Origin of the sequence: Rhizobium sp. 62_C5_N11_2 (genome assembly GCF_051811185.1) — a bacterium.
Taxonomy (GTDB): Bacteria; Pseudomonadota; Alphaproteobacteria; order Rhizobiales; family Rhizobiaceae; genus Rhizobium; species Rhizobium leguminosarum.
On sequence record NZ_JBPWPW010000001.1, the window covers coordinates 585,753 to 611,567 of the forward strand.

The 25,815-nt window shown below is 61.9% G+C and carries 28 protein-coding genes; 18 read left to right on the forward strand and 10 right to left on the reverse strand.

The features are described from left to right. Nucleotides 1-12: 12 nt before the first annotated feature. Both AB8B31_RS02900 and AB8B31_RS02905 read right to left on the reverse strand, forming a co-directional pair. Nucleotides 13-930, reverse strand: coding sequence for a 2-dehydro-3-deoxygalactonokinase (locus AB8B31_RS02900; RefSeq protein WP_018244998.1), 918 nt, complete (start codon nucleotides 928-930; stop codon nucleotides 13-15). Further along, nucleotides 930-1,697: an SDR family NAD(P)-dependent oxidoreductase gene (locus AB8B31_RS02905; protein ID WP_018244999.1), complete on the reverse strand. Its 768-nt coding sequence runs from the start codon at nucleotides 1,695-1,697 to the stop codon at nucleotides 930-932. The genes AB8B31_RS02900 and AB8B31_RS02905 overlap by 1 nt, the downstream gene beginning before the upstream one ends. 108 nt (nucleotides 1,698-1,805) lie before the next feature. On the opposite strand from AB8B31_RS02905, the gene AB8B31_RS02910 reads away from it, so the two are divergent. From AB8B31_RS02910 to AB8B31_RS02920, 3 genes are all read left to right on the forward strand, one after another. Continuing rightward, the gene (locus AB8B31_RS02910; protein WP_018245000.1) at nucleotides 1,806-2,603 is read left to right on the forward strand and encodes an IclR family transcriptional regulator; all 798 of its coding nucleotides are present in this window, start codon (nucleotides 1,806-1,808) and stop codon (nucleotides 2,601-2,603) included. Nucleotides 2,604-2,856: 253 nt separating this feature from the next. Further along, nucleotides 2,857-3,591, forward strand: a complete 735-nt coding sequence (locus tag AB8B31_RS02915) for a LuxR family transcriptional regulator (protein ID WP_018449364.1) — start codon at nucleotides 2,857-2,859, stop codon at nucleotides 3,589-3,591. A 637-nt stretch (nucleotides 3,592-4,228) separates the two neighbouring features. Beyond that, a complete protein-coding gene (locus AB8B31_RS02920) occupies nucleotides 4,229-5,395 on the forward strand; it encodes an Mrp/NBP35 family ATP-binding protein (protein WP_018245002.1) in 1,167 nt (388 codons plus the stop codon). 118 nt (nucleotides 5,396-5,513) lie between these two features. On the opposite strand, the gene AB8B31_RS02925 is transcribed toward AB8B31_RS02920, so the two are convergent. Continuing rightward, the gene (locus AB8B31_RS02925; protein ID WP_018245003.1) at nucleotides 5,514-5,750 is read right to left on the reverse strand and encodes a hypothetical protein; all 237 of its coding nucleotides are present in this window, start codon (nucleotides 5,748-5,750) and stop codon (nucleotides 5,514-5,516) included. A 39-nt stretch (nucleotides 5,751-5,789) separates the two neighbouring features. Between AB8B31_RS02925 and AB8B31_RS02930 the strand changes: the two genes are divergently transcribed. The 8 genes from AB8B31_RS02930 to AB8B31_RS02965 all read left to right on the forward strand — a co-directional run bounded on the left by AB8B31_RS02930 (nucleotide 5,790) and on the right by AB8B31_RS02965 (nucleotide 12,965). After that, nucleotides 5,790-6,767: a magnesium transporter CorA family protein gene (locus AB8B31_RS02930; protein ID WP_018449361.1), complete on the forward strand. Its 978-nt coding sequence runs from the start codon at nucleotides 5,790-5,792 to the stop codon at nucleotides 6,765-6,767. 18 nt (nucleotides 6,768-6,785) lie between these two features. Further along, the gene (locus AB8B31_RS02935) at nucleotides 6,786-8,684 is read left to right on the forward strand and encodes a potassium transporter Kup (RefSeq protein ID WP_018449360.1); all 1,899 of its coding nucleotides are present in this window, start codon (nucleotides 6,786-6,788) and stop codon (nucleotides 8,682-8,684) included. A gap of 153 nt (nucleotides 8,685-8,837) precedes the next feature. Next, complete coding sequence (locus tag AB8B31_RS02940) at nucleotides 8,838-10,049, forward strand: cell wall hydrolase (RefSeq protein ID WP_018245006.1); 1,212 nt, start codon at nucleotides 8,838-8,840, stop codon at nucleotides 10,047-10,049. 271 nt (nucleotides 10,050-10,320) lie between these two features. Then, nucleotides 10,321-10,659, forward strand: coding sequence for an AtpZ/AtpI family protein (locus tag AB8B31_RS02945; RefSeq protein WP_012756239.1), 339 nt, complete (start codon nucleotides 10,321-10,323; stop codon nucleotides 10,657-10,659). A gap of 62 nt (nucleotides 10,660-10,721) precedes the next feature. Beyond that, a complete protein-coding gene (locus AB8B31_RS02950) occupies nucleotides 10,722-11,474 on the forward strand; it encodes a F0F1 ATP synthase subunit A (RefSeq protein ID WP_018245007.1) in 753 nt (250 codons plus the stop codon). 67 nt (nucleotides 11,475-11,541) lie between these two features. Then, the gene (locus tag AB8B31_RS02955; protein WP_003545854.1) at nucleotides 11,542-11,769 is read left to right on the forward strand and encodes a F0F1 ATP synthase subunit C; all 228 of its coding nucleotides are present in this window, start codon (nucleotides 11,542-11,544) and stop codon (nucleotides 11,767-11,769) included. A 77-nt stretch (nucleotides 11,770-11,846) separates the two neighbouring features. After that, nucleotides 11,847-12,470: a F0F1 ATP synthase subunit B gene (locus tag AB8B31_RS02960; protein ID WP_018245008.1), complete on the forward strand. Its 624-nt coding sequence runs from the start codon at nucleotides 11,847-11,849 to the stop codon at nucleotides 12,468-12,470. A gap of 3 nt (nucleotides 12,471-12,473) precedes the next feature. Further along, entirely contained in the window at nucleotides 12,474-12,965 is a 492-nt protein-coding gene (locus tag AB8B31_RS02965) for a F0F1 ATP synthase subunit B (RefSeq protein WP_439007347.1), read from the forward strand. Nucleotides 12,966-13,057: 92 nt separating this feature from the next. Here the strand turns inward: AB8B31_RS02965 and AB8B31_RS02970 are convergent, their stop codons facing one another. Continuing rightward, nucleotides 13,058-13,747, reverse strand: coding sequence for a ribonuclease HII (locus tag AB8B31_RS02970; protein ID WP_018245010.1), 690 nt, complete (start codon nucleotides 13,745-13,747; stop codon nucleotides 13,058-13,060). Between the two features lie 277 nt (nucleotides 13,748-14,024). After that, nucleotides 14,025-15,182, reverse strand: a complete 1,158-nt coding sequence (locus tag AB8B31_RS02975) for a PA0069 family radical SAM protein (protein ID WP_018245011.1) — start codon at nucleotides 15,180-15,182, stop codon at nucleotides 14,025-14,027. A gap of 139 nt (nucleotides 15,183-15,321) precedes the next feature. Between AB8B31_RS02975 and AB8B31_RS02980 the strand changes: the two genes are divergently transcribed. Both AB8B31_RS02980 and AB8B31_RS02985 read left to right on the forward strand, forming a co-directional pair. Next, nucleotides 15,322-15,840, forward strand: a complete 519-nt coding sequence (locus tag AB8B31_RS02980) for a glycosyltransferase family 2 protein (protein ID WP_018245012.1) — start codon at nucleotides 15,322-15,324, stop codon at nucleotides 15,838-15,840. Nucleotides 15,841-16,022: 182 nt separating this feature from the next. Beyond that, nucleotides 16,023-16,337, forward strand: coding sequence for a hypothetical protein (locus AB8B31_RS02985; RefSeq protein WP_018245013.1), 315 nt, complete (start codon nucleotides 16,023-16,025; stop codon nucleotides 16,335-16,337). Nucleotides 16,338-16,371: 34 nt separating this feature from the next. Here AB8B31_RS02985 and moaB read toward each other — a convergent pair whose 3' ends face one another. From moaB to AB8B31_RS03005, 4 genes are all read right to left on the reverse strand, one after another. Further along, nucleotides 16,372-16,923 carry a molybdenum cofactor biosynthesis protein B gene (moaB, locus tag AB8B31_RS02990; protein WP_018516570.1) on the reverse strand — a complete coding sequence of 184 codons (552 nt, stop codon included), beginning with the start codon at nucleotides 16,921-16,923 and terminating at the stop codon, nucleotides 16,372-16,374. Beyond that, the gene (locus AB8B31_RS02995) at nucleotides 16,923-17,834 is read right to left on the reverse strand and encodes a 4-(cytidine 5'-diphospho)-2-C-methyl-D-erythritol kinase (RefSeq protein WP_018245015.1); all 912 of its coding nucleotides are present in this window, start codon (nucleotides 17,832-17,834) and stop codon (nucleotides 16,923-16,925) included. Before AB8B31_RS02995 ends, moaB begins: the two co-directional genes overlap by 1 nt. A 69-nt stretch (nucleotides 17,835-17,903) precedes the next feature. Then, nucleotides 17,904-19,736, reverse strand: a complete 1,833-nt coding sequence (locus AB8B31_RS03000) for a tetratricopeptide repeat protein (protein ID WP_018245016.1) — start codon at nucleotides 19,734-19,736, stop codon at nucleotides 17,904-17,906. Between the two features lie 133 nt (nucleotides 19,737-19,869). After that, nucleotides 19,870-20,886 (reverse strand): polyprenyl synthetase family protein, encoded by a 1,017-nt coding sequence (locus AB8B31_RS03005; protein WP_018245017.1) that lies wholly within the window; start codon nucleotides 20,884-20,886, stop codon nucleotides 19,870-19,872. 108 nt (nucleotides 20,887-20,994) lie between these two features. Here AB8B31_RS03005 and AB8B31_RS03010 point away from each other — a divergent pair, with 108 nt between their 5' ends. Further along, on the forward strand, nucleotides 20,995-21,222 hold the full coding sequence (locus tag AB8B31_RS03010; protein WP_003545870.1) for a putative signal transducing protein: 228 nt from the start codon (nucleotides 20,995-20,997) through the stop codon (nucleotides 21,220-21,222). A 6-nt stretch (nucleotides 21,223-21,228) separates the two neighbouring features. Next, complete coding sequence (locus tag AB8B31_RS03015) at nucleotides 21,229-22,005, forward strand: tRNA1(Val) (adenine(37)-N6)-methyltransferase (protein ID WP_018245018.1); 777 nt, start codon at nucleotides 21,229-21,231, stop codon at nucleotides 22,003-22,005. A gap of 17 nt (nucleotides 22,006-22,022) precedes the next feature. Here the strand turns inward: AB8B31_RS03015 and AB8B31_RS03020 are convergent, their stop codons facing one another. Continuing rightward, nucleotides 22,023-23,363, reverse strand: coding sequence for an Nramp family divalent metal transporter (locus AB8B31_RS03020; protein ID WP_018245019.1), 1,341 nt, complete (start codon nucleotides 23,361-23,363; stop codon nucleotides 22,023-22,025). A 183-nt stretch (nucleotides 23,364-23,546) separates the two neighbouring features. Between AB8B31_RS03020 and AB8B31_RS03025 the strand changes: the two genes are divergently transcribed. The 3 genes from AB8B31_RS03025 (at nucleotide 23,547) to AB8B31_RS03035 (ending at nucleotide 25,743) form a co-directional block, all read left to right on the forward strand. Beyond that, a complete protein-coding gene (locus AB8B31_RS03025) occupies nucleotides 23,547-24,407 on the forward strand; it encodes a S49 family peptidase (protein WP_024321292.1) in 861 nt (286 codons plus the stop codon). An 18-nt stretch (nucleotides 24,408-24,425) separates the two neighbouring features. Further along, nucleotides 24,426-24,617, forward strand: coding sequence for a membrane protein (locus AB8B31_RS03030; RefSeq protein WP_003556931.1), 192 nt, complete (start codon nucleotides 24,426-24,428; stop codon nucleotides 24,615-24,617). A 169-nt stretch (nucleotides 24,618-24,786) separates the two neighbouring features. Next, complete coding sequence (locus tag AB8B31_RS03035) at nucleotides 24,787-25,743, forward strand: glycine--tRNA ligase subunit alpha (protein ID WP_018245021.1); 957 nt, start codon at nucleotides 24,787-24,789, stop codon at nucleotides 25,741-25,743. Nucleotides 25,744-25,815: the final 72 nt, after the last annotated feature.

Below are 25,815 nucleotides of genomic sequence, written 5' to 3' on the forward strand. Positions count from 1 at the left end.
GTGTCAGCTTTCTCAATTCGGCCAGATGGCTTCGGCGGCAGCCGAAAGCCCGCGGCGCACGGCGGCGTCGGCGTCGATGGCGGTGAAGGCAAGGGAGAGGGTTTTGAAGGCCTGCTCGTAGAGCGCCTGCAGGCGCCCTGAGGCGACGAGGGTGATGTCGGTGCCGTTTGCCGCATCTTGCAGCGCGCCGGCGATTTCGAGGCCGATCAGCGTGCCGGATAGCCGGGCTTGCGCCGCTGCGGCAGAAATCCCGTGCAGGAGCTGGCCGGAGCGGGCGGTAAACAGCAGGTTGGAGGCAAGGGCCGGGCGCGCGAAAGCGGCCGAGACGGCGGCCTCGAAGGCTGCCGCATCCGCCGGCTGCTCTGCCGCACCGGCAACGGCATGCGAAAGGATCGTGTGTTTGCTGATGACGTCGAACAGCTCGCCGGTCATGAAGGTCGAAAAGCCGGTCACCTTGCTGTCCGTCACATGCACCCATTTCGAATGCGTGCCGGGCATGCAGACCGCCTGCGCTCCGGAGCTTGCGCGGCCGAGCGCGCCGAGAAGCTGGGTTTCTTCGCCGCGCATGACGTCGGGCGTCGCCATGTCCCGCTGGGCAAGGCCCGGCAGGATGCGGATGTCGCGGCTTTCGCCTGGTACGGAGACCGCCCCGGTCAGGATCGAGGCAAGCGGCGCCGGCACGTCGATATAACCGGCCTCGACCCAGCCCTGCCGTGCGCCGGCCATGCCGCAGATGATCACCGGCAGGTTTTCCGGCGCCTCGATGGCTGAGAGATGGCCGGTAAGCACCGTGGAAAAGCCGGTCTTTGCCGCGCTCGTCATGCCTTCGCCGCTGCGGCGTTCGGCAAGGACGGTGCCGTCCCTACCCATCAGCCACAAGCGGAAGCTGCTGGTGCCCCAGTCCACCGCGACATAAGCGGGATTTGCCATTACAGAACGCCTCCATCGACAATCAGGGACTGGGCGGTCATTCCAGCCGCACAGTCGGATGCAAGAAACAGGCAGGGACCGACGATCGCATCGGGTTTGAGCGCGACCTTCAGGCACTGGTCCTCGACCGAGCGAGCAATGCTCTCCTCGGTGAGCCAGTGCTGCATCTGCCGCTCGGTGACGACCATGCCGGGCAGAATACAGTTGACCCGGATGTTCTCCGGCCCGAGCCTGCCCGCCAGGCTCTTCGTCAGCCCGACGACCGCCGCCTTGGCTGCCGCATAGGCGGGAAAGCCGCCCATGTTCAGCTTGAAGGCAATCGACGACATATTGATGATCGCCCCGCCGCCGGCCACCCGCATCGACGGCACGACTGCCTGCGAGGTGAAGAACACATGCTTGAGGTTGACCGCCTGGTTGTTGTCCCAATAGGCCTCGGTCACCGCGTCGAATTCATGGCGGTCGTCCCAGGCGGCATTGTTGACCAGCACGCGGATCGGCCCTGAGCTGGCAATGACGCTATCGACCGTGCGCCGGATCGCCTCGATGTCGCGCAGATCGGCATGGTGAAAGGAGACCGGATGCGTGGTCTCTCGCGACAGCCTTTCGGCGAGTTCGCGGCCGGCAGCCTCGGCGATATCGATGAACGAGACCTTGGCGCCTTGGCGCGCGAAACCTTCGACGATCGCAGCACCGATGCCCGATCCGCCGCCGGTCACCAGCACGGCTCGGTCTTTGAACTCGGGAAATTGTGCTGCTGGCATCATGGTCACCGTCGCCTCCCGACCGTATCGTTGTTCCATTATTTGGAACTTAATTTGACTATATGGAATTATCGAATTACAGTGGCCTTTCTGTCAAGGGTGGATGAGGCAATGGATTCAAACGGCGGCGGCGCAGCACAGGCACGTGAGACCGGCACGCTCGGCAAACTGATGGTTCTGCTCGATCTCGTCACCCACGCGGATGCGCCGCTGCGTTTTACTGATGTTCTGGCTCTCGCCGGCCAGCCGCGCGGCACGCTGCATCGCCAGCTCAGCCATCTGGTCGAGGAAGGGCTGCTCGAGCTCGATGGCGACGGCCGTTATGCGCCCGGCCTGCGCCTGCTCGATTTCGCCGCGCGCAGCTGGGCGCGCAACGAATTCCGCATGATCGCCGAGCCGCACCTTGCCGATCTGCAGCGGGCAACCGGCGAGACGGTGCATCTCGGCGTTCTGAGAGGCCAGTCGATCATCTATCTCGACAAGGTCGAAGGCCGACAGCCGGTGCGCATGTATTCTCAGATCGGCAATGCCTCGCCTTGCTACTGCACCGGCGTCGGCAAGGCCGCCCTTTCGCTGCTTCCGGCCGAAAGCCTCGTCGATCTCGTCGCCGGCCTGAGCTTCACCAGCTTTACCGCCTCGACCCATGTCTCGGCCGAAACGCTGCTTGCCGAAATCCGCGAGATTGCCGATCAGGGCTATGCTTTCGACCGCGAGGAGCATGAGGCCGGCATCCGCTGCGTCGCCGCACCGGTCTGGTCGGAGGATCGGACCTTTATGGGGGGTATTTCGATTACCGGCCCGGCCTATCGGTTGTCGATGGAACTTCTGCACCAATGGGCCGTTCCGGTTCAACTGGCGGCTGCGAGGATCATGGAAGGCATGCGCGTCCGTCTCGGTCCGCGCCGTTGAGAGAAAATTGCAATCAGCCCGCTGCTGGACGCAATCGCAGAGCATGCTTATGATGAGCGCGATATTGAGATTTGCCGACGAATCACCACAACTAGAACGGTCCGCGAAATCTACAACCAGTCACCGGCCGAACGCTCAACGCTGAAGCCGATTCCAACCAGCGATCGTCGTTCCCCGATGCAATCGAAACACCCATAGCGGGCAGGTTTCGCAAACGGTTTGCCGGCCGCTGTGCCGAAGATGAAGAAATGTGATGGCACCCTTGTCGCAAACATCCACGGAAGAAGACGATTATATCAAGGAAATAGCGGGCCTGAAGACCCAGTTCGATATTTTCCGTTTCATGAAACGGGTGACGGAAGCCTATCGCAGCCGTGCCTTCATGGTCCTCAACCTGCCGCCGATCACCTCCTTCGATCTTCAGGGCAGCACTGTCATCACCAGCTGGCCGGCCGAGCTTCTGGCTCTCTACGACCAGGAAGGCCTGATGGTGAACAGCCCGGTCCTCAGACGCCTCAGAACATCTGCGCGGCCCTTCTTCTACGACATGTCAAGACAGAACTGGTCGCGGGACGACGGCAAGTCCATCCTCGTCGCCTCCCTGTTCGAGCGCTTCAAGATGATGCGCGGCGCCTATTTTCCGACGCACGAGCCCTCCGGACTGCGCGGCGCCGTCTCTTTCGCCGGCGACCGCGAACCCTTCAGCCCGGCCGAGATGCGCGAACTCTGCTATATCGCCATCCATGTGTTCGACAGGCTTGCCGAGATCCGCAACCTCGATACGCGCATCACCGACACGCTGACCGACCGCGAGATCGATTGCCTCAACTGGACGGCGGCCGGCAAGACCAGTGCCGAAATCGCCGAAATCCTCACCCTGTCCGAGCACACGGTCAATCACTACCTCAACCGCGCCACCAAGAAGCTCGACACGGTGAACCGCACCCAGGCCGTCGCCAAGGCGCTGCGCATTGGCTTGATCAAATAAGTTGCAAAAAACAACCGAATGCTTTCGAAGCCGCCCAGCGCATAGGCAAGTCCTTCCCGGTGGCGAGCTGTCCCAAGCGCTTTTGCGCTGATTTTCCATCTGGCACGCTTTCTGCATCTCGTTTTGCGAGAGGTCCAGAGGGGACTTTGAGACCAGCGCCAGGAAATGGCGCGGCCGACACACCGCTGCCCGACGCCGATGCCGCTTTCTCCCGGCCCTTCGGTGTCGGCGGCGGTTGTTGCGTTTTGGCACCGCTTCTTTCGCAGCTGTTTGCGATTTCCTCTTCCCGGTTCACTTTTCACTGGCCTTTTGCTCGGCTTGCTCTAGTTCGCCCCGGATTGCGCCGGTTCTCGGGGAGACCGTTGCGGCCATCAGGGCGAAAGCCCGGCGGACTTGATGGCCGCAACGGATTGCCAATTCCCCGGCGCTCTTTTGGCACGCCGTCAAATCGATTTTCTTCCCGATGATTTTGTTTGGCGAAGGCTTCCGTCTCCACTATCTCTACTGCATGATTTCAGCCTTGATCGATTTCGATCAAGGCTGAAATCATGCAGCAATTCAAAGTGCTACAGCGTCCTTTGCGCGTCTTGAAAGACGCGCGGCGCTGTAGTCTGCAAGAAAAAGCAGTGAGGGTGGAATGACCGACGTCACCAAGGAACAGGTTCTCGAAACGCTGAAGACCGTGCGTGGACCGGATCTCGAGCACGATATCGTCGCGCTCGGCATGGTCTCCGACGTCTTCATCTCCGACGGAAAGGTTTATTTCTCGATCACAGTTCCGGCCGACCGCGCCAAGGAGCTTGAGCCGATGCGGCTCGCTGCCGAGCGCGTCATCAAGGAAATGCCGGGCGTCAAGGGCGCCCTCGTCACACTGACCGCGGACAAGAAGGCGGCCGCCGCCGCTCCGGCTGCCCGCCCTGCGCCGAACCCGCCGCACGGTCATCCCGGCCACGATCATGGGAGCCATGCCCACGCCCCTCGACAGCCGCCGCGCGCCGGCAAGATCGGTGTGCCTGGCATCGGCGCCATCATCGCCGTCGCCTCGGGCAAGGGTGGGGTTGGCAAATCGACCACCGCCGTCAATCTCGCGCTCGGGCTGCTCGCCAACGGTCTTCGCGTCGGCATTCTCGATGCCGATATCTATGGTCCCTCGATGCCGCGACTGCTGAAGATATCCGGCCGCCCGACGCAGATCGACGGCCGCATCATCAATCCCATGGAGAATTATGGCCTCAAGGTCATGTCGATGGGCTTCCTTGTCGATGAGGAGACGGCGATGATCTGGCGCGGGCCGATGGTCCAGTCGGCGCTGTTGCAGATGCTGCGCGAAGTCGCCTGGGGCGAACTTGATGTCCTCGTCGTCGACATGCCGCCCGGCACCGGCGACGCGCAATTGACCATGGCCCAGCAGGTTCCGCTTGCCGGCGCCGTCATCGTCTCGACGCCGCAGGATCTCGCTCTGATCGATGCCCGCAAGGGCCTCAACATGTTCCGCAAGGTCGAGGTGCCGGTGCTCGGCATCGTAGAGAATATGAGCTATTTCATCGCTCCTGATACCGGCACCCGCTACGACATCTTCGGCCATGGCGGCGCCCGCAGGGAGGCCGAGCGCATCGGCGTGCCCTTCCTCGGCGAAGTGCCGCTGACGATGAACATTCGCGAAACCTCCGACGCCGGCACGCCGCTGGTCGCCTCCGAGCCGAACGGCGTCGTCGCCGGCATCTATCGCGGCATCGCCGCCAAGGTCTGGGATCAGATCGCCGGCCAGTCCCAGCGCCCGGCGCCGATGATCGTCTTCGAATAATGCATGTCGCCCGGAAGTGTGCAGCGGTTCCGGGATAACGACATGCATAAGGAATAATGCATGTCGCCCGGAAGTGTGCAGCGGTTCCGGGATAACGACGGTGCTTGAGCGAGCCGAATCACCGCGGCGGATACCCCAAATTGTGGGGGAAACGTGGTGAAAAGCCGCGCTTCACGGAAGATGTCTTGATTATTTCACGGCTTTGCTTCATATGCCGCGGCGCCATGATGGCGTTTTGCTGCAGATGCTCAATGACGGTCGTCTTCGTTTCGAAGAGGCGGCCCGCCTGCAAGTTCGGAGTTGTCTTGTCGATCGAAGGATTGGGAACTGCGATGCGGTTGAGCACAATGCGCATGCCGGCCTTTGAGGTTGGATGCAGCCGGAGAGACTACCGGTGATTACCGCTTACTGTTCGAATTGCAAGTCGGTCGAGATCCGCGATCTGTCGCATGCCGCCTCCTTTCCCGAGGATGTCGTCTGGATCGACATGATCGAGCCGACCCGCGACGAGGAGCTCTATGTCGAAAAAATTCTCGGCATCGAGGTCCCGACCCGCGACGATCTCAAGGATATCGAGCCTTCCGCCCGTCTCTATGTCGAAAACGACGCCGTCTTCATGACCGCCTCGCTGCTCTGGAAGGCTGACACCGACGTACCGACTCTGACCGATGTCGCCTTCATCCTGGCCGGAAACCGCCTGGTCACCATTCGCTACGCTCATCCCAAATCCTTTGCGCTGTTCATTGCCGCGCTCCACCGGCTGCCGGAAAACTGGCGCAGTGGTGCCGCCCTTCTCGCCAAGCTCTTGGAGACGATCGTCGACCGCACCGCCGAGATCCTCGAAATCTCCGTTTCGCGCCTCGACATCTTGTCGACACATGTCTTCGGCGACCGGGCAAGGAAGGTGCGCAAGCCCTCGAACTACCTCGAGGAGAAGCTGCGCGATATTGCCGGCCATCACCGGATGATCAGCAAGGTGCGCGACAGTCTCGGTTCGCTTGCGCGCCTGCTGACGTTCTTTCACACGATCCCGGCGATCCAGCAGGACCGCGAGGCGAAGGAGCTCTGCCGCACCGTCTCGCGCGATATCCAGTCGCTGTCGGAGCATGCTTCCTTCGTCGCCGCCAACATCACCTTCCTGCTCGATGCTTCGCTCGGGCTGATCAACATCGAGCAGAACTCGATCATCAAGATTTTCTCGATTGCCTCGGTGGTGTTCTTGCCGCCGACATTGGTCGCCTCCATCTATGGTATGAACTTTCAGATCATGCCGGAGCTGACCTGGGTCGCGGGTTATCCCTACTCGCTGGCCCTGATGGTGATATCCGCCGTCATCCCCTTCTTCTTTTTCCGCTGGAAAGGCTGGCTCTAAGGAGCCTGTTGCAACTTCATGTCCGAAGAGAGCCATCCGAACGAACGCCATATGACGCCGCGAAAGCTGTTCTATCTCGGGCTGGGTTCCGTCGGTGTCGTCTACGGCGATATCGGTACCAGCCCGCTCTATGCCTTTCGCGAGGCGTTGAAGCCGGTGGCCCATGACGGCGTCACCCGTTTTGAAGTCATCAGCCTGATCTCGCTGATGATCTGGGCACTGACGATCATCGTCACCATCAAATATGTGCTCTTCCTGCTGCGCGCCGACAACGACGGCGAGGGCGGCACGCTGTCGCTGCTTGCCCTGCTGATGAAGACCGCCAACGGCCATACCGCCATCCTGATGCTGCTCGGCCTGATGGGTGCTGCCCTCTTCCTCGGCGATGCGATGATCACGCCGGCGCTTTCAGTGCTGTCGGCCGTCGAGGGTCTGAAGCTCGTCACACCCAGCCTCGCGGAATATATCGTGCCGATCTCGGTGGTGATCCTGGCGCTGCTCTTCGTCGTGCAATCGCGCGGCACCGGCGCCGTCGCGAAGTTCTTCGGCCCGATCACCGCCGTCTGGTTCCTCGTCATGGCTGCCGCCGGCATTTCCCATATCTCGGACGATTACGGCATCCTGGCCGCCTTCAATCCCTATTATGCCGTCAGCTTCCTGCTGCATGAGGGCTTCTACGGCGTCGTCGTGCTCGGCGCCGTCTTCCTGACGGTGACGGGTGCCGAGGCGCTCTATGCCGATCTCGGCCATTTCGGCCGCCGCCCGATCCAGTGGGCCTGGTTCCTGCTGGTTTTCCCGGCGCTGACGCTGAACTATCTCGGGCAGGGGGCGCTCGTTCTCGGCAATCCGATGACGATGTCCGATCCCTTCTATCTGATGTATCCGAAATGGGCGCTGCTGCCGGTCGTTATCCTGGCGACCGCTGCGACGATCATCGCCAGCCAGGCGGTCATCACCGGCGCCTTCTCGATGGTGCGTCAGGGCATCAACCTCGGCTTCCTGCCGCGGATGGAAATCCTCTTCACTTCGGAAACCAATACCGGGCAGATCTTCGTGCCGTCGGTCAATGCCGTGCTGTTCATCGGCGTCATCTTCCTGGTGCTGAGTTTCAAGACTTCGGACGCGCTGGCGACCGCCTATGGCATCTCCGTCACCGGCGCCATGGTCGTCACCTCGATCATGGCCTTCGAATTCGTCCGCGCCCGCTGGAACTGGTCGCTTCCCGTCGCGGTGATCGCGCTTGCGCCGCTGGTCGTGCTCGAAATGATCTTCCTCGGCGCCAACCTTTTGAAGATCCACGACGGCGGCTATATCCCGATCATGATCGCCACCGCCTTTACGGTCGTCATGTGGACCTGGCGTCGCGGCACGGCGATCCTGATGGAGAAGACCCGCCATACCGATATTCCGCTCGCCTCCTTCGTCAGCTCGATCGAGCGCAAGAGCGAACATTCGCCGGCCCAGGTCCCGGGTACGGCGATCTTCCTGACCAGCGATCCGGAATCCGCCCCCGCCGCCTTGTTGCACAATCTCAAGCACAACCATGTGCTCCACGACCGCAACGTCATCCTAACGATCCGCACGATCAACAAGCCGCGCGTCCCAAGCCACGACCGCTACAAGGTCGAGCAGATTTCCGAGCGTTTCTCCCGCGTCGAGCTGCTGTTCGGCTTCATGGAATCGCAGAACGTCTCGCAGGCCTTGGCGACGCTGCGCAAAACAGGACTGAAGTTCGACATCATGTCGACCTCCTTCTATCTCGGCCGCCGCAAGCTGGTGCCGGACGCCAAGTCGGGCATGCCCTATTGGCAGGACCGGCTCTACATCGCCCTCGCCAACGCCGCTGCCAATCCCTCGGACTACTTCCGTCTGCCGGCCAACCGCGTGGTGGAACTGGGCTCGCACGTTATTATTTGATTGCGCTTCGCCGCCGGCCTTTCTCCCCGTGTCGACGGGGAGAAGCCGCGGGTATTTCGACAGCACGCATCCCTTCGGGTTGTGCTGATCTGCCCCTAGGCACATTCCGGCACGGCCTGTTAACCGGACGTCAAGGTTAATGCGAGATTTTCAATGGAATGTTCCCGCGTTCCATGCCCGGAGTCCGTGTTGCGTCGAAAGAGCCCTTCCCGTAGCAAGCTGCGTCTCATTCCCGAGAATTGGGTGTCGCCCGTAATCTTCGGTCTTGCCGGCTGGCTGATTTTCCCGAGCGTCGCATCTCATGCCGATCTGGCCGCCATGCTCGCCGGCCTCGATCATGAGGGGGAGAACTGGCGCATGGTGCTGACCAATTCGCCGGCCGGCTCCATCCACCAGGCCGAACTCGCCTTCGCCGAGCCGATGGTGACGGGTTCGATCTCCGCCGGTGCCGGCATGGTGCTGCCCGATGGCCGCAAGGTCGCTTTTACCACCAAGGACAAGGGCCACGAGGACACGCCGGACGAGGATCGGGTCAATCGCAGCACCAAGAAGGGCCGCGTCGTCGCTGTCGAGAAGATGCAGCCGCCGAAGGACTTTTCCGCCGGCTCGATCCTCGAGCGCACCAAGATGCTCTTCACCCCGAGCTTCGATCTCAAGGACAGGTCGGCCTTCGTCAAGCCGAAGATCCAGGGCAAGGAAATCCAGATCGCCACATCTTTCTATAAGACGCAGCCTGTTGTGACCGATAATGGCGTGCCGGCAATGCTCGCAAGCCTCGTCACCAGCAACAAGGCCGATGTGCTGGCCACGGCCTATGCGCCGGCAACACCTGACTATGCCCGCCAATCGCCCTTCGATTCCATCCTGGCCGAGCCGGACAGCGGCCGCTTCGTTCCGGAGATCGGCCCGCGCGATCATGCCTGGGCCGCAAGCGTGCTGGCACCGAGCGTCTTTTCTGCCCGCGAACAGCAGTGCCTCGCCTCCGGCATCTATTTCGAGGCACGGGGAGAATCGGTGAAGGGCCAGGCGGCCGTCGCCCAGGTCATCCTCAACCGCGTCCGCAACCCTTCTTATCCGAAGACCATCTGCGGCGTCGTCTACCAGAACGAGGACTGGCGCAATCGCTGCCAGTTTTCCTTCGCCTGCGACAGCATCAAGGACAGGGTGAACTCGGAATATCACTGGCGAGTCGCCCGCGATGTGGCGATGGCGGTGACATCAGGCAAGATCTGGCTGCCGCAGGTGGGCTCGGCGACGCACTATCATGCCGTCTATGTCAGACCGAAATGGGCAAAGACCATGGAAAAGGTCGGTCGCATCGGTCTTCACGTCTTCTATCGCACCTATGGCGGCGGCTGGAGTTGAGATAAATCGCTTGGGCAAGCAGATTTCCGGCCCGGAAAAGCGGATTCTTTCCGTCGAATTTGCGCGATCGATCCGGAGTCGATTTATCTCTTTGATTTGATAGAATTATTTTCTCGCTGGACAGAAGCTGTCTACGCCTTGACTATGCTAATCCCTAAAACTATGTTGCGCGCGACTTCAGAACGGGCCGGAAGGGTCTCAACCTTCGTGTCCGGGGTCCGAATGACCGGGGTAGCGGGAGTGCGGGCGACGGGCAGACGAGGAGAGATCCATGGCGGACGACCGCGAGGAAAGTCTTGAAAAGCGCCGTGCGCAATTGGGAGCGAAACTCGCGACCAAGGGCGTCGAGACGGGAGAAGATGAGGCTAGGGAAGCCCGCGCCGAGGTAAGCCGCAAAGGTTATGCCCAGGCGATGAAGCTTTCCAGCGAGTTCATTTCCGCAATCGTCGTCGGTGCTCTCCTTGGCTATCTCCTCGACCGTTTTGTTGGCACGGCGCCTTGGGGTTTGATTGTTCTTCTGCTTCTCGGATTTTGTGCCGGCGTTCTGAACGTGCTGCGTTCTGCGGGGGTGGTGGCCCATCCCCTGGACGACAAGGACGACAAGAAATAAGGACCGGTTCCGGTCCAGTGCAATGACCCCGCGTCCTGCGGGCCAAAGAGAGAGAACAAGCGGTGTCTAACGATCCGACTCATCAGTTCCTGATCCAGAAGATTGTGCCGATCGAAATCGGCGGAATTGATTTTTCGTTCACCAATGCATCGCTCTTCATGGCCGCTTCGGCTGCCGTTGCCGTAGGCTTCCTCTATTTCGCGACCTCGAACCGCGCCATCGTGCCGGGCCGTTCGCAGTCGGTCGCGGAAATGTCCTATGAGTTTATCGCCAACATGCTGAAGGAAGGCGCGGGCAAGCAGGGAATGAAGTTCTTCCCGCTGGTCTTTTCGCTCTTCACCTTCGTTCTGACGGCGAACCTGCTCGGTATGTTCCCGTATTTCTTCACGGTCACCAGCCAGATCATCGTCACGTTCGCGCTGGCGCTCTTGGTTATCGGTACGGTTCTCGTCTACGGTTTCTATAAGCACGGCTTCCACTTCCTGAATGTCTTCGTGCCCTCGGGCGTGCCGGGCGTTCTGCTGCCGCTGGTCGTCACGATCGAAATCATCTCCTTCCTGTCCCGTCCGATTTCACTCTCTGTTCGTCTTTTTGCGAACATGCTCGCCGGTCACATCACACTGAAAGTGTTCGCAGGCTTCGTCGCCTCGCTCGGAGCCCTTGGTGCTGTCGGTGTCGGCGGCGCCGTTCTTCCCCTCATCATGACCGTCGCCCTGACCGGTCTCGAGTTCCTCGTCGCCTTCCTTCAGGCTTACGTCTTTGCGGTGCTGACTTGCATGTACCTCAACGACGCAATCCATCCGGGCGGGCACTAAGGATAACGACATCGACGTCAAAGGGCGTCAGTCATTCGCCGCAACAACCATTTCAAAGGAGTTCAACATGGAAGCGGAAGCAGCAAAGTACATCGGTGCAGGCCTGGCTTGCTTTGGTATGGCCGGTACGGCTCTCGGCCTCGGCAATATTTTCGGCAGCTACCTCTCCGGCGCTCTGCGCAATCCGTCTGCCGCTGACAGCCAGTTCGGCCGTCTGGTATTCGGCTTCGCCGTTACGGAAGCTCTGGGCATCTTCTCGCTGCTCGTCGCTCTCCTCCTCCTCTTCGCCGTCTGATATCGGCGAATAGATGGATCACGGCCTGCGACCGCAAGCCGTGATCCTTTGCATTTGCAGTCCACCTGGAGGTGAGCATGTTTTTTGTGACCCCGGCTTACGCTGAGGAAGCACCGGCGGCAGCGACGGGTACGGATGCGCACGCCGCTCCGGCCGCAGGCGAGGTCCATACCGAGACTGGTGTTGCCGAAGGCGAACACGCCCGCGGCCCTTTCCCGCCTTTCGATTCGACGACCTTCGCGTCCCAGCTGCTCTGGCTGGTGATTACGTTCGGCGTCTTCTATTTGCTCATGCAAAAGGTCATCGCGCCGCGCATCGGGGCCATCCTTGATCAGCGTCACACGCGTATTTCCCAGGATCTGGAAGAGGCAGCCCGCCTGAAGGCGGAAGCCGACGCCGCCGTCCGGACCTATGAAGGTGAACTGGCCGCTGCCCGCGCCAAATCCAACGCGATCGGCGCCGCCGCCCGCGACGCCGCCAAGGCCAAGGCCGAAGAGGATCGTCGCGCTGTCGAGGCGAGCCTGTCGGAAAAGATCAAGGCTGCCGAACTCCGCATCGGCGAGATCAAGGCCAAGGCCTTCGCCGACGTCGGCACCATTGCCGAGGAAACGGCGGCTGCCGTTGTCGATCAGTTGATCGGCGGCACCGTTGCCAAGGCCGATGTCGCTGCCGCCGTCGCGGCTGCCAAGAAGGAGGCTTGATCGATGGAAATTGCCTTTGACGCGACTTTCTTCGCCTTTGTCGGCCTCGTCCTCTTCCTGGCGCTGGTCGTTTACCTGAAGGTTCCGGGCATGATGGCACGGTCGCTCGACGACCGCGCCGACCAGATCCGCAACGAATTGGCCGAAGCCAAGCGTCTGCGCGAAGAGGCCCAGCACCTGCTCGCCGAATACCAGCGCAAGCGCAAGGAAGCGGAAGCCGAGGCGGCCCATATCGTTGCCGCCGCGGAGCGTGAAGCCCAAATGCTGACTGCTGAAGCGAAGAAGAAGACGGAAGAATTCGTCACCAATCGCACGGCGCTCTCCGAGCAGAAGATCAAGCAGGCCGAGGCCGAAGCGATGAAGGCGGTACGTTCCGCTGCTGTCGATCTGGCGATCGCCGCCGCAGAAACCGTGCTTGCCAAGCAGGCCGATGCCAAGGTTCAGTCCGAGCTCTTCGGCAATGCCGTCGGCCAGGTCAAGACGCGGCTCAACTGAGCGCTTCGAAAAAGATTGAGAGGAAAGGCCGGGCATGTCCCGGCCTTTCCGTTTGAGCGGTTTTTTCTTCTGCTTGGCTTTTTTTGAATGGCCTATTGGGAAAGCAGCTCGTCCGTCTCAGGACCGTCCTCGACCTTTCGCAACGGCCTGAAGCTCATCCGGTGCAGGGAACAGGGGCCGTGCCTCTCGATGCCGGCGCGGTGCTGCGCCGTGCCATAGCCAACATGCGCGGCAAAACCGTAATCCGGAAATACATTATGCGCTCGTGCCATCATCCGGTCGCGCGTCACCTTGGCGACGATCGAGGCGGCGGCGATCGAGACCGAGCGGGCATCACCCTTGACCACGGCCTGCCCGGGGCAATCAAGGCCGGGCGGCACATCGAGCCCGTCGGTCAGCACGTAGCTTGCTGGAATGGCGAGGCTGCAGATGGCTCGGCGCATGGCGTCGAGGCTTGCCTTGCGGATATCCGTCTCGTCGATGCGCGTCGAGCTGGAGGAGGCGATCGAGACGGTCGCCGTCGCCAGAATCTGCACGAACAGTTCCTCGCGCCGTTGCGCCGAAAGCTGCTTGGAATCGTTCAGACCCTCAGGGATGCGCCGCGGATCAAGGATGACCGCAGCAGCAACGACCGGTCCCGCCAGCGGCCCGCGTCCTGCCTCGTCGGCACCGGCAACCGGCCAGTGGCCGGCCTTGCGGGCTTTGAGTTCCAGCCGGAAATCCGGCACGAGCGGAACCGTGTCGAAAAGCAGGGGAGAATCGGGTGACGTGCGAGGTTTCATGCGGCTGAACCTCGCACGCCAACCCGATTGCCCGCAAGTCCCCGGATCAGGGCGGCGGCCGGGGACGCTCCGGCGGATGGTGGCGGTCAGGGCCATCCGCGGGAATTGCGCTCGGGCTCGAAAACAGGCGGTTTTCTCGAGAGCCGATGCGCAAGCTCGAAGCAATTCCAGGAAAAGTGCCGCGCGGTTTTCCGTCCGGAATTGCGTAAAAGGTTAGAGGCAATTCCAGGAAAAGTGTGGCGCGGTCTTCCGTCCGGAATTGCGTAAAAACAAAAGGTTAGAGCAGCGACAACTGCACGCCGCTGCCATCGGGCGGCACGAACAGATCGTCGCGCAGCGGCACGCTGCGGCGTGTCAGGCCGAAACGTCGGGCTGCCATTTCAAAACGCCGGGCGATCTGCCAGGCATAGGGGCCGGCGCCCTTCATGCGCTTGCCGAATTCGGCATCATAATCCTTGCCGCCGCGCATCGAGCGCACCAGCGACATCACATGCCGGTAACGATCGGGGTAATGCTGCAGCAACCAGTCGCGAAACAGCGGGCTGACCTCGAGCGGCAGCCTGAGGATGACATAGCTCGCCTCTGCGGCGCCGGCAGCCTTTGCCGATTCGAGGATGCGCTCAAGTTCGTGGTCGTTCAGCGCCGGGATGAGCGGGGCGGCCATGACAGCCGTCTGCACGCCTGCTTCGGCAAGGGTGCGGATCGTCTCCAGCCGCCGCGGCGGCGTGGCGGCACGCGGCTCCATCGTCCGGGCAAGCTTGCGATCCAGCGTGGTCACCGAGATGCCGACGCGCACCAGGTTCTTAGCTGCCATCTCCTGCAGAATGTCGAGATCACGCAGGATCATCGCCGACTTGGTGACGATGGATACCGGATGGTTCGCCTTGTTCAACACCTCGAGAATGCCGCGCATGATGCGCCATTCCTTTTCGATCGGCTGATAGGGATCGGTATTGGTGCCGATCGCAATCACCCGCACCTTGTAGCCGGGCTTGGCGAGTTCCCGCTCCAGGAGTTTTGCTGCATCGGGCTTGGCAAAAAGCTTCGTCTCGAAATCGAGCCCTGCAGAAAGCCCCATATAGGCGTGTGTCGGCCGGGCGAAACAATAGATGCAGCCGTGCTCGCAGCCGCGATAGGGATTGATCGAGCGGTCGAACGGAATGTCCGGCGATTCGTTGCGGGTGATTGCCGTGCGCGGCTTCTCGACCTGCACTTCGGTCTTGAAGGGCGGTAGCTCTTCCCACGTCTGCCAGCCATCGTCGACGGTCTCCCGCTGCAGCGCCTCGAACCGACCTGTCGGGTTCAGCCCGGCCCCACGTCCACGCCGCCGATCGACCTCGACTCTCAGCCCGGAGGAAACGATCATCGCATCGGCAATATCTGCCGTATTGGCAGGCGCGAATGCGGCCTGCCCTGCCAGGGACTGCTCTCTCATCGGATTCTCCCGTGGCGGAAAGCCATCGCCTCCGCCCGTTCTGCTGATTAAATTCCTATCTGCAAAACGAGAACAATGCAAGAACAAAATGAGGAAAACGGTGCTGGCAAAAATTTGTGCGGCGCATTATAAATGGTCAATGTTGACGGTTGTTCTCGAATGTCAGGATCAGGAATCTGAGCTGGCGCAGACCTTATCGGTATTGGTGGCAGGCGCGGTGGAGGGGCTGGTGAGCGATGTGGTCGTGCTCGATCACGGCTCGCGCGACGGCACCTCGCGGGTGGCCGACGCCGCCGGCTGCCGCTTCCATTCGCAGTGGGATATCAAGGACATCGTCCGCTCCGCCCGCGGCGAATGGCTGCTCTTCGTCGAGCCGGGCGCGAGACCCCAGGCCGGCTGGATCGATGAGATCGCCGAATATGTCGCGCTGAACAAGCTGCCGGCGCGCTTCACCGCCTCGCGTGGTTACAGGCGCCCGTTCTTCCAGCGTGTCGGCCGTGCCGTGCCGCCGCTGGAACTCGGCTTTCTCCTGCCGAAGAAGCAGGCGCTCGCCATCGCCAAAAGCGGGATGCGGCTTACCGAATTCGTCAAGGGCCAGAAGCCGCGCAAGCTCGCGAGCGAACTGATTCCCTCCTGGGTCGCCCGCGCTGCACGATAGGTGCCGCAATCCTCTCCATGAGCAAAAGATGGCGCCCAATAGGATTTCGCGCTATAATTCGAACATGGCGCCGTCGAAGCGCCGCGCTTCGCAACGGAATGGCCATGGAATGCCGGTGAACGGCAGAACAGGTCAGCGAAAATCTCCTCTTCTGCCGGGTTTCCGGCGAAAGGAGGTGCGTCATGGTACGCAATATGATCTACGGCCTCATAGCCGTCATATTGCCGACATTGGTGATCGCGCATCCGCATTCGGCAGCATCGCAGATGATGCGCAGTTGCGCAGGCCGACCCGAAATCGTCAATTTCCTGGACAAAAACTTCGCCGAAAAGCTCACGGCAGTCGGACTGATCAACGAGAACGCCATTCTTGAGGTCTATGCCGCCGAAAGCGGCACCTGGACCCTCATCGTCACGGATGTTCACGGCATAAGCTGCGTTCTGCTGTCGGGTGATAGCTGGGACACCATGCCCGTCTTGCCGGGCCTGGCCACATAGTGAATGCCCCTGGTTCGCCAGGGGCAACCATGCCCTACTTCGTCGCGCCGCGTTTCAGGTGTTCGTCCAGACGCGGCATGATCTCGACGAAATTGCACGGCGCGCTGCGGTAGTCGAGCTGTCCTTTCAGAATGCCGTCCCAGGCATCCCGGCAGGCACCGGGCGAGCCCGGCAGCACGAAGATGAAGGTGGAGTTGGCAACACCTGCCGTGGCGCGCGACTGGATCGTCGCCGTGCCGATCTTCTCGTAGGAGATCCGGTGGAAGATGGCGGAAAAGCCGTCCATCCGCTTTTCGAACAAAGGCTCCAGCGCCTCTGGCGTCACGTCGCGGCCGGTAAAGCCGGTGCCGCCGGTGGTGATGACAACGTCTATGTCTTCTCTGTCAGTCCAGGCCTTCACCCGCGCGGCAATCTCCGCGCGATCATCAGGCACGATCCCCCGGTCGACCAACCTATGGCCCGCCTCTGTAATCCGCGCCGCCAGCGTGTCGCCTGACTTGTCTGTCTCCGGCGTGCGGGTATCCGAGATCGTCAGAACCGCAATGCCGACCGCGATGAAGGGCCGCTTTTCGTCCAGACCTGCCATCATGCGCCTCCCGAAACCGTTTCCGTCGCCTGGAAATACCAGTCGGGCCGCTCGTCGTGAAGAGCTGCCGCCGCATCTTCGGCAGCAGCCATGGTCGCAAAGATGCCGAAACAGGTGGCGCCGGAACCGGACATGCGGGTCAAAAGCGCGCCGTTAGCCTGCAGCATCGCCGAGATCGCCGCAATCTCCGGCACGAGTTCGCGCGCCGGCGGCTCCAGGTCGTTGCGGGCAGCGGCAATCGCCGCGAGCCAGTCGGCAGCTAGAGGCCGGCTCGGTGGCAGGCTCAGGGCCGGATTGTTCTTTGTCGCCAGTTGGCGGAAAACCTCGGGCGTGGAGACGCCCTTCAGCGGATTGGCGAGCACCATGGCAAGGACGGGCAGCTCCGGCACGGGTTCGATCTTTTCGCCGATGCCGCGGGCAATCAGCGGCCGGCTCGCAAGGCACATCGGCACGTCGGCGCCGAGCTTCAGGGCGAGAGCTGCGAGCGCCTCCTCGGGCAAGCTCGTGCCCCAGAGCCGCATCAGCCCACGCAGCGTCGCGGCCGCATCGGCCGAGCCGCCGCCGATGCCGGAGGCAACCGGCAGATTCTTTTCGAGCTGGATACGGACGGGAAAGGCGAGGGGACCGATCGCCTCGCGCAGGAGATCGCGCGCCTTCAGCACCAGGTTGGTGCCGCCGTCGCCGGCAAGTGTTTCGCCGAAACGGCCAGACAGGGTAAATTCGTCGGTCGGCGACCGCATGAAGTCCAGCCGGTCGCCATGATCTGTGAAGGTCACCAGCATATCGAGCAGATGATAGCCATCCGGCCGCTGGCCCGTCACATGCAGGGCCAGGTTGATTTTCGCACGAGCTTCCTCGGAGATGCTGGAGCATGATGCCGAAAAGTCTGAGCGGTTTTCGGACGACATCATGCTCTACTTCTTTGATCTCGAAGCGGCCAAGCCCTCTTCAGGGCCCTCTTCAGGCAAACGTCCCGCCCGTCAGGATTTCTTGTCGACCGGCGGCGGGATGACGGGTGCCGGATCCGGCTGCTTCTTGTCGGCCGCCTTGGCATCGTCGCTGGCGGGAGGCAGGCCGTTGGCGACCTTGTCCTTGATCTTCGGAATTTCGGCGGCTTCAGGCTCCGAGCTGAGCGCCCGGTTCCACTGGTAGACGGCCTCGAGCTTGCGCCCGACGCGCCAGTAGGCATCGCCGAGATGGTCGTTGATCGTCGCGTCGCCGGCCTTGATCTGTGCGGCCCGTTCCAGCTCGTCGACGGCATCGTCGAAGCGGTTGAGGCGGAAATAGGCCCAGCCGAGCGAATCGATGATGTAACCATCGTCAGGGCGAAGATCGACGGCCTTCTTGATCATGCCGAGACCTTCGTCGAGGTTCCGGTTCATGTCGATCCAGGAATAACCGAGATAGTTCAGCACCTGCGGCTGGTCGGGATTGAGCTCCAGCGCCTTGCGGAAGTTCGGTTCCGCCTGGTCCCACTTCTTCAGCCGCTCATAGGCGATGCCGCGTTGGAAGAAGACGCTCCAGTTGGCGCGGCCGGGAATGGGGCCGATCGCATCGACGGCCTTGTCGTAATTGGTGGCCATCGCCTGGTAGTCCTTGGCGTCGGAGAGCACGCTGCCATAGGCGAGGTAACTGCGGATGTCCTTCGGGTCGGAGGCGATCAGCGCCTGCAGGTGCTTGCGCGCCTCATCCACCTTGCCGCCCTGGGCAAGGGCAAGGCCGAGCTGCAGCTCGGAGATGCGCCGCATCGGTGAATTCTCGGGCACCTTCTTGTAGAGCGCGATGGCGCGGTCCATCTGGTTCTGCTTCTCGGCAATGCCGCCGAGCAGCACCAGCGTATCGGCGCTGTTCGGATCGAGCGCATTGGCCGTCTGCAGGTAAAGCGAGACGATATCCTCGGCGCCGTCGCGGTTCAGCGCGCCGCCGACGGAGAAGAGCACGCCGGCAGCCCCTTCTTCGGCCGTCTTGACCTGCTGTTCCTGCTTCTCGTTCTTTTCGACGCTGTCGCGCAGCGCATTCAGCGGCGCATAGTTCGGCAGCAGGTTGTCGCCGACGGAAACGGCGTCGAGCGCCTTCTGCTTGTTGCCTTGTGTTGCTTCGAGGCGGGCAAGCGCCATCACCGCGCGCATGAAGGTATCGGGCGCCGTCGCTCCGCCTTCCTTGTCGAGCACGGCATCGTTCAGATGCTGGCGGGCGGATTTCACGTCGCCGATGGCGATGGCGATCGCGCCGGCATTGTAATTCTGGAAGATGCGGAACCAGTCCGGCCCCTTCATCTTCTCGACCATAGCAAGCGCCTCCTTGCCGCGGCCGGCGCCGACACGAGCCCAGGCGAGCAGCAGGTCGTTCATCATCCGGTCGAGATCGTTCGGCCCCTTATATTTCAGGATGGACTCGGCGGTCTTGTAGTCGTCGCGGCGCACGGCATCCATGCCGCGCACAATCGTGGTGATGCGCTCGACGGAAGGATCGCCTTTCAGGTCGTTGGCGTATTTGACGCCCTCCTTGATGTCGCCATTGAGCAGCAGCGAGATCATCAGCCGCTGGCGAATCTCGGGATTGCCGGGCTCGATCTGCAGCGCCTTCTTGTAGAGCTCGATCGCCGTTTCGTAGTCATGATCGACATCGGCCGTGCGCGCGGCAAGGAAGGCTCCGGAGAAGCTGGTAACGCTATCGGCATCAAAGTGAGCGGCCGTACCGGCATCGTCTGCCTTGGCCGCATCCTCGGCGTTCACGCCGCCGACACTGCCCAGCGAAAGGACAGCTGCAAGCGCTGCGCTCGTAAGAAGACGGATGGCAAGTCTCTGCCGCATTAGGAAACCTTTCTTCGACAGCGTCCCGACAATGGTGCCGGCCGCAAAACAAGTTGCGATCACTGATTCATAACAGGATGGCTTTTTTGAAGCGGCGCCGCAAGAAAATCAGCCTGCGATCAAGGACGTTTGATCAATTGACGCGCTCGATGCAGAAGTCGATCACTTCCATCAGGGCGGATTTCCACACCGTATCGGGAAGCGGCGCAAGCGCGTCCCGCGCGATCGTGCCATAATGGATCGCGCGGCCGATCGTGTCGCTGAGCGTGCCATATTTGGTGATCAGCCCCAGCGCTTTTTCGAGGTTGGCGTCGGTGCTGTTGCCGGCTTCGATCGCATCGCGCCAGAAGGCGCGCTCGTCCTCGGTGCCGCGGCGATAGGCGAGAATAACAGGGAGGGTGATCTTGCCCTCGCGGAAATCGTCGCCGACATTCTTGCCGAGATCGGCAGCCTTGCCGCCGTAGTCGAGCGCATCGTCGACGAGCTGGAAGGCGAGCCCCAGATTCATGCCGTAGGATTTCAGCGCATTGCGGCCGGAGCGGCCGGCCTCTGCGACGATCGGCCCGACTTCGGCGGCGGCAGCAAAGAGAGCCGCCGTCTTGGCGCGAATGACGGAGAGATAATCGTCCTCGGTCGTCTCCATGTTCTTGGCGACCGAAAGCTGCAGCACTTCGCCTTCGGCAATCACGCAGGCGGCGGAAGACAACACGTCGAGCGCATCGAGCGAGCCGACATCGACCATCATGCGGAAGGCCTGGCCGAGCAGGAAGTCGCCGACCAGCACGCTTGCCTGGTTGCCCCAGATCATCCGCGCCGTCGGCTTGCTGCGGCGCAGATCGCTTTCGTCGACGACGTCGTCATGCAGCAGTGTCGCCGTGTGCATGAATTCGACCGATGTGGCGAGCTTGACGTGGTTTTCGCCCCTGTAGTCGAACAGCGAGGCGGAAGCCAGCGTCAGCATCGGCCGCAGCCGCTTGCCGCCGGACGAGATCAGATGGTTCGCCACTTCGGGGATCATCTGCACGTCGGAGCCGGCCTTGGACAGAATGAGCTGGTTCACTCGCTCCATGTCCGCCCTGGTGAGATCGACCAATGGCTTGATGGATGCCAGTTTGTTTTTGCTTTCTTCAAGCGGTATGACCACGCCCAACGACCCGGACTCCTGTTCATTCTTTGCACCAGACAATAGAAAGGGGCGATGGACGCGGCAAGGGGTGAATTGTCGCGCTGAGCGAAATTGGAAGGAAAACGACGGCAAATGCATGAGCTTATCCGCGCCAACGACCCCGTTCTGCTCTCTTATGCCGAGAGTTTGATGAAGGATGCCGGAATTCACTGCTTCATCGCCGACCAGGGCATGAGCGTGCTGGAAGGCTCGCTCGGCATGCTGTCGCGTCGCCTGCTGGTGGATGAGGAGATGGCCGATCAGGCGCGCCGCATCCTCACCGATGCCGGTCTCGGCGGCGAGTTGCGCGAGCGGAAGTGAGCTCCGATGACCGGGGAAACCGCTGACACCATCGATGCCTTTCATCGCGGCGCCTTTCATGTGGTGCAGCCGAAGGGCAGGGGCCATCGCTCCGGCATGGATGCGATGCTGCTTGCGGCTCTGGTCGCCGACGATCGCCCGGTCAGGGTTGCCGATCTCGGCGCCGGCGCCGGTGCTGCCGGCCTTGCCGTCGCCTCGCGGCTTGCAGATTCACAAGTGGTGCTATTCGAGCGCTCGGCCGAGATGGCCGATTATGCCCGCCGCAGCATCCTCTTGCCCGACAATGCCCATATCGCCAACCGCGTCAGCGTCGTCGAGGCCGATGTGACGCTGACCGCCAAGGCGCGCAACGATGCCGGGCTCACCGATGAAAGCTTCCACCACGTCATCATGAACCCGCCCTTTAACGACGCCGGCGACCGGCGCACGCCGGATGCGCTGAAGGCCGAAGCCCATGCGATGACCGACGGCCTGTTCGAAAGCTGGATACGCACCGCCGGCGCGATCATGATCCCAGGCGGGCAAATGTCGCTGATCGCCAGGCCCCAGTCGATCGCCGAGATCGTTGCCGCCTGCGGCCGGCGCTTCGGCGGCATCGAGATCACCGCTATCCACCCGCGTCCGGGCGAAAACGCCGTCCGTATCCTGGTGACTGGTATCAAGGGATCGCGGGCGCGGCTGTCGCTGCGCGCCCCTCTGATCATGCACGAAGAGGGGAGCCACAAGTTCTCCCCTCTCGTCGATGATTTCAACAATGGCCGGGCGGCCTACGCCAGGCTTTAGAGTGGTAAGTTCACGCTTTAGCCGGTGACAAAGTCGAAGAGCAGCTTGACGTTCAGCCCGGCGATGACGACCGCGATCAGATAGGCGATGCCGCTCAGCCAGCGGGGCGCCACCAGTTCGCCCATCTTCGCCTTGCTGGCGGTGAACATGACAAGCGGGAAGACGGCGAAGGAAAGCTGCAGGCTGAGCACCACCTGGGTGAGGATCAAAAGCTGCGCCGTGCCCTGGTCGCCGTACCAGATGGTGACGATCGCCGCCGGCACGATGGCGATGGCGCGGGTGATCAGCCGGCGTATCCAGGGCTTCAGCCGGATCTTCAGGAAGCCTTCCATGACGATCTGGCCGGCAAGCGTTGCCGTCACCGTCGAGTTGAGGCCGCAGCAGAGAAGCGCGATGCCGAAGAGCGTCGGCGCGATAGCGAGGCCGAGCAGCGGCGACAGCAGTGAATGGGCCTCGCCGAGTTCGACGACGTCGGTCTTGCCGTGCGCATTGAAGGCGGCCGCCGCAAGGATGAGGATCGAGGCGTTGATCAGGAGCGCGAAACACAGCGCCACCGTCGAGTCGATCGTCGCAAAGGTCAGCGCCTCCTTCTTTTCGGGAACAGTATGGCCGTAGGCCCGCGTCTGCACGATGCCGGAGTGAAGGTAGAGATTGTGCGGCATGACGGTCGCGCCGAGAATGCCGAGCGCCAGATAGAGCATCTCCGGATTGGTGACGATGTCGGTGGTCGGGAAGAAGCCGGTGAGGACGGCGCCCCACTGTGGGTCGGCAAGCAGGATCTGCACGCCGAAGCAGACCGCGATGACGCCGAGCATCGCGATGATGAAGGCCTCCACCCAGCGGAAGCCGAGCTTTTGCAGGAAGAGGATCACGAAGACGTCGAGCGCGGTGATCAGCACGCCGAGTTCGAGCGGGATGCCCATCAACAGATTGAGGCCGATCGCCGTGCCGATCACCTCGGCGATATCGGTGGCGATGATGGCGATTTCCGCAAGGGCCCAGAGCGGTACCGAGACATATCTCGGAAAAGCGTCGCGGCAGGCCTGCGCAAGATCGCGCCCGGAAGCGATCGCGAGACGCGCACAGAGCGCTTGCAGCACAATCGCCATCAGGTTGGAAAGCAGTGCGACGGTGAGCAGCGCGTATCCGAATTTCGAGCCGCCGGCGAGCGAGGTCGCCCAGTTGCCCGGGTCCATGTAACCGACGGCGACCATGTAGCCCGGCCCGGCGAAGGCTGCTGCCCTGCGCCACCTCGAGCTGTGACGCCCGGTTCCGACGGTGCGGTAGACATCGGAGAGCGATCCCTCTCCGCGTTCGTGCCGCCAGCCGCTCTTTGCATTCGGATTGAGGACGTCCATGCGATTTCCACCTGTTTTATCGTCAGGGCACTATGACGAATTAGAATGATAATGCAAGTCATTCGCAACAACAAAATCAAACCTGCTATTTTCAGGAACGCGGCCATTGCGTTTGCCGTTCCAGCGCATACATGGATGCCGATCGTAAACTGCGATCGTGCGACCCGAAGCGAAGGATGGGAAATGGCCGGATTCTTGAGAAAACTGCTGCCGAAACGGTTCCGCAAGGACGGCATCACCATCCCGGTCGTCCGGCTGCAGGGGGCGATCATCAGCGGCGGCGGCCAGTTCCGGCCGACCCTCAATCTCGCCAATGTCTCTCCGGTTCTGGAAAAAGCCTTCGCCATGAAGGACGCGCCGGCGGTTGCCATCTCCATCAATTCGCCGGGCGGCTCGCCTGTCCAGTCGCGCCTGATCTTCACCCGCATTCGCGAGCTCGCTCGCGAGAAGCAGAAGAAGGTGCTGGTCTTCGTTGAGGATGTCGCCGCCTCCGGCGGTTACATGATCGCCCTTGCCGGTGACGAGATCATTGCCGATGCCACCTCCATCGTCGGCTCGATCGGCGTCGTCTCCGGCGGCTTCGGTTTTCCCGAACTCCTGAAGAAGATCGGCGTCGAACGCCGCGTCTATACGGCGGGCGAAAACAAGGTGATCCTCGATCCTTTCCAGCCGGAAAAGGAAAAGGATATCGAGTATCTGAAGAGCCTGCAGCTCGAAATCCATCAGGTCTTCATCTCAATGGTGCGCGAACGTCGCGCCGGCAAGCTGAGGGACGATGCGGCGGTGTTTTCCGGCCTGTTCTGGAGCGGCACACGCGGCCTCGAACTCGGCCTCATCGATGGCCTCGGCGACATGCGCCAGGAACTGAAGAGGCGCTACGGCCAGAAGACCAAGCTGGAGCTCGTCACCGCCGGCCGCGGCCTGTTCGGTCGCCGGATTCCAGGCGTGTCGCCGGTCTCACTCGAGGGTGCTGCATCCGGTCTCGCAACGGGGCTTGTCGAAGCGGCGGAAGAGAGAGCATTGTGGAGTCGTTTCGGGCTTTGAAGGGAGCAAGAGAGGGGCATGCCGCAGTTAATTACCATTCTGATCCTGGTTTTCTCAGCCTGGTGGCTTTACCGCCGCTTCGTCTCCGATGCCCGTAAGCTCGCCGAAAAGTCGCGCCGCGCTGAAAAGGAGCGCCAGACCGGCGCAATCGGCACGCTGGTCAAGGATCCGGCGACGGGAGAATACCGGCTGAAGCGCGAGGGCGAATAAGAGGCGTCGCCACGCACTGCCGCTCACCCGGTTGGTGAGGGGGAGGGGCAGCGGAATTCCTCTTCCCCATCGGCATTCGACGCCTCTTCAGTGCTGCAAAAGTCTTGACCCCCGCCGCCCTCCATGGCACCTGTCGCGCCGATAATTCCCAAGCAATCGGTGCCGTTCGATGTCAGCTATTCCAGACCATATGAACCCGAAGCGCTCTTTCCAGGCGCTGATCCTGACCCTGCATAGCTATTGGGCGGACAAGGGTTGCGCGGTGCTGCAGCCCTACGACATGGAAGTCGGCGCCGGCACCTTCCACCCGGCCACCACGCTGCGCGCCCTCGGCCCCAAGCCATGGAAGGCGGCTTACGTTCAGCCGTCTCGCCGCCCGTCCGACGGCCGCTATGGCGAAAACCCGAACCGGCTGCAGCATTACTACCAGTACCAGGTCATCCTGAAGCCGAACCCTGCAAATCTGCAGGAGCTTTATCTCGGCTCGCTGGCGGCGATCGGTCTCGATCCGCTGCTGCATGATATCCGCTTCGTCGAGGACGACTGGGAAAGCCCGACGCTCGGCGCCTGGGGCCTCGGCTGGGAATGCTGGTGCGACGGCATGGAAGTCTCGCAGTTCACCTATTTCCAGCAGGTCTGCGGCATCGAATGCTCGCCCGTCGCCGGCGAACTCACCTATGGTCTCGAACGCCTCGCCATGTATGTCCAGGGCGTCGACAATGTCTACGATCTGAACTTCAACGGTCGCGACGGCGACGAGAAGATCAGCTATGGCGACGTCTTCCTGCAGGCCGAGCAGGAATATTCGCGTCATAATTTCGAGTTCGCCAATACCGAGATGTTGCATCGCCATTTTGTCGATGCTGAGAAGGAATGCCGCGCGCTGCTCGATGCCGGCGCCCCCGGCGACAACGCCAACCAGCGCCTGCACAAATGCGTCTTCCCGGCCTATGACCAGTGCATCAAGGCAAGCCATGTCTTCAACCTGCTCGATGCCCGCGGCGTCATTTCGGTCACCGAGCGCCAGAGCTATATCCTGCGCGTTCGCACGCTCGCAAAGGCCTGCGGCGAAGCCTTCCTGCTGACCGATGCCGGCGGCGTCAACCTGGGCAAAGAGGCGGCGTAACGCAACAGCCTGCCAGCCGTATCGTCGATATCGACGGCTGGTCGGGCACCCCGAATCGTCGCGGATATCGGC

What these genes read in the sequence shown, in the direction of transcription:
- AB8B31_RS02900 (WP_018244998.1), bottom strand. Translation starts at nt 930, where the DNA reads ATGGCAAATCCCGCTTATGTCGCGGTGGACTGGGGCACCAGCAGCTTC.
- AB8B31_RS02905 (WP_018244999.1), bottom strand. Translation starts at nt 1,697, where the DNA reads ATGATGCCAGCAGCACAATTTCCCGAGTTCAAAGACCGAGCCGTGCTG.
- AB8B31_RS02910 (WP_018245000.1), top strand. Translation starts at nt 1,806, where the DNA reads ATGGATTCAAACGGCGGCGGCGCAGCACAGGCACGTGAGACCGGCACG.
- AB8B31_RS02915 (WP_018449364.1), top strand. Translation starts at nt 2,857, where the DNA reads ATGGCACCCTTGTCGCAAACATCCACGGAAGAAGACGATTATATCAAG.
- AB8B31_RS02920 (WP_018245002.1), top strand. Translation starts at nt 4,229, where the DNA reads ATGACCGACGTCACCAAGGAACAGGTTCTCGAAACGCTGAAGACCGTG.
- AB8B31_RS02925 (WP_018245003.1), bottom strand. Translation starts at nt 5,750, where the DNA reads ATGCGCATTGTGCTCAACCGCATCGCAGTTCCCAATCCTTCGATCGAC.
- AB8B31_RS02935 (WP_018449360.1), top strand. Translation starts at nt 6,786, where the DNA reads ATGTCCGAAGAGAGCCATCCGAACGAACGCCATATGACGCCGCGAAAG.
- AB8B31_RS02940 (WP_018245006.1), top strand. Translation starts at nt 8,838, where the DNA reads ATGGAATGTTCCCGCGTTCCATGCCCGGAGTCCGTGTTGCGTCGAAAG.
- AB8B31_RS02945 (WP_012756239.1), top strand. Translation starts at nt 10,321, where the DNA reads ATGGCGGACGACCGCGAGGAAAGTCTTGAAAAGCGCCGTGCGCAATTG.
- AB8B31_RS02955 (WP_003545854.1), top strand. Translation starts at nt 11,542, where the DNA reads ATGGAAGCGGAAGCAGCAAAGTACATCGGTGCAGGCCTGGCTTGCTTT.
- AB8B31_RS02960 (WP_018245008.1), top strand. Translation starts at nt 11,847, where the DNA reads ATGTTTTTTGTGACCCCGGCTTACGCTGAGGAAGCACCGGCGGCAGCG.
- AB8B31_RS02965 (WP_439007347.1), top strand. Translation starts at nt 12,474, where the DNA reads ATGGAAATTGCCTTTGACGCGACTTTCTTCGCCTTTGTCGGCCTCGTC.
- AB8B31_RS02970 (WP_018245010.1), bottom strand. Translation starts at nt 13,747, where the DNA reads ATGAAACCTCGCACGTCACCCGATTCTCCCCTGCTTTTCGACACGGTT.
- AB8B31_RS02975 (WP_018245011.1), bottom strand. Translation starts at nt 15,182, where the DNA reads ATGAGAGAGCAGTCCCTGGCAGGGCAGGCCGCATTCGCGCCTGCCAAT.
- AB8B31_RS02980 (WP_018245012.1), top strand. Translation starts at nt 15,322, where the DNA reads ATGTTGACGGTTGTTCTCGAATGTCAGGATCAGGAATCTGAGCTGGCG.
- AB8B31_RS02985 (WP_018245013.1), top strand. Translation starts at nt 16,023, where the DNA reads ATGGTACGCAATATGATCTACGGCCTCATAGCCGTCATATTGCCGACA.
- moaB (WP_018516570.1), bottom strand. Translation starts at nt 16,923, where the DNA reads ATGGCAGGTCTGGACGAAAAGCGGCCCTTCATCGCGGTCGGCATTGCG.
- AB8B31_RS02995 (WP_018245015.1), bottom strand. Translation starts at nt 17,834, where the DNA reads ATGATGTCGTCCGAAAACCGCTCAGACTTTTCGGCATCATGCTCCAGC.
- AB8B31_RS03000 (WP_018245016.1), bottom strand. Translation starts at nt 19,736, where the DNA reads ATGCGGCAGAGACTTGCCATCCGTCTTCTTACGAGCGCAGCGCTTGCA.
- AB8B31_RS03010 (WP_003545870.1), top strand. Translation starts at nt 20,995, where the DNA reads ATGCATGAGCTTATCCGCGCCAACGACCCCGTTCTGCTCTCTTATGCC.
- AB8B31_RS03015 (WP_018245018.1), top strand. Translation starts at nt 21,229, where the DNA reads ATGACCGGGGAAACCGCTGACACCATCGATGCCTTTCATCGCGGCGCC.
- AB8B31_RS03020 (WP_018245019.1), bottom strand. Translation starts at nt 23,363, where the DNA reads ATGGACGTCCTCAATCCGAATGCAAAGAGCGGCTGGCGGCACGAACGC.
- AB8B31_RS03025 (WP_024321292.1), top strand. Translation starts at nt 23,547, where the DNA reads ATGGCCGGATTCTTGAGAAAACTGCTGCCGAAACGGTTCCGCAAGGAC.
- AB8B31_RS03030 (WP_003556931.1), top strand. Translation starts at nt 24,426, where the DNA reads ATGCCGCAGTTAATTACCATTCTGATCCTGGTTTTCTCAGCCTGGTGG.
- AB8B31_RS03035 (WP_018245021.1), top strand. Translation starts at nt 24,787, where the DNA reads ATGTCAGCTATTCCAGACCATATGAACCCGAAGCGCTCTTTCCAGGCG.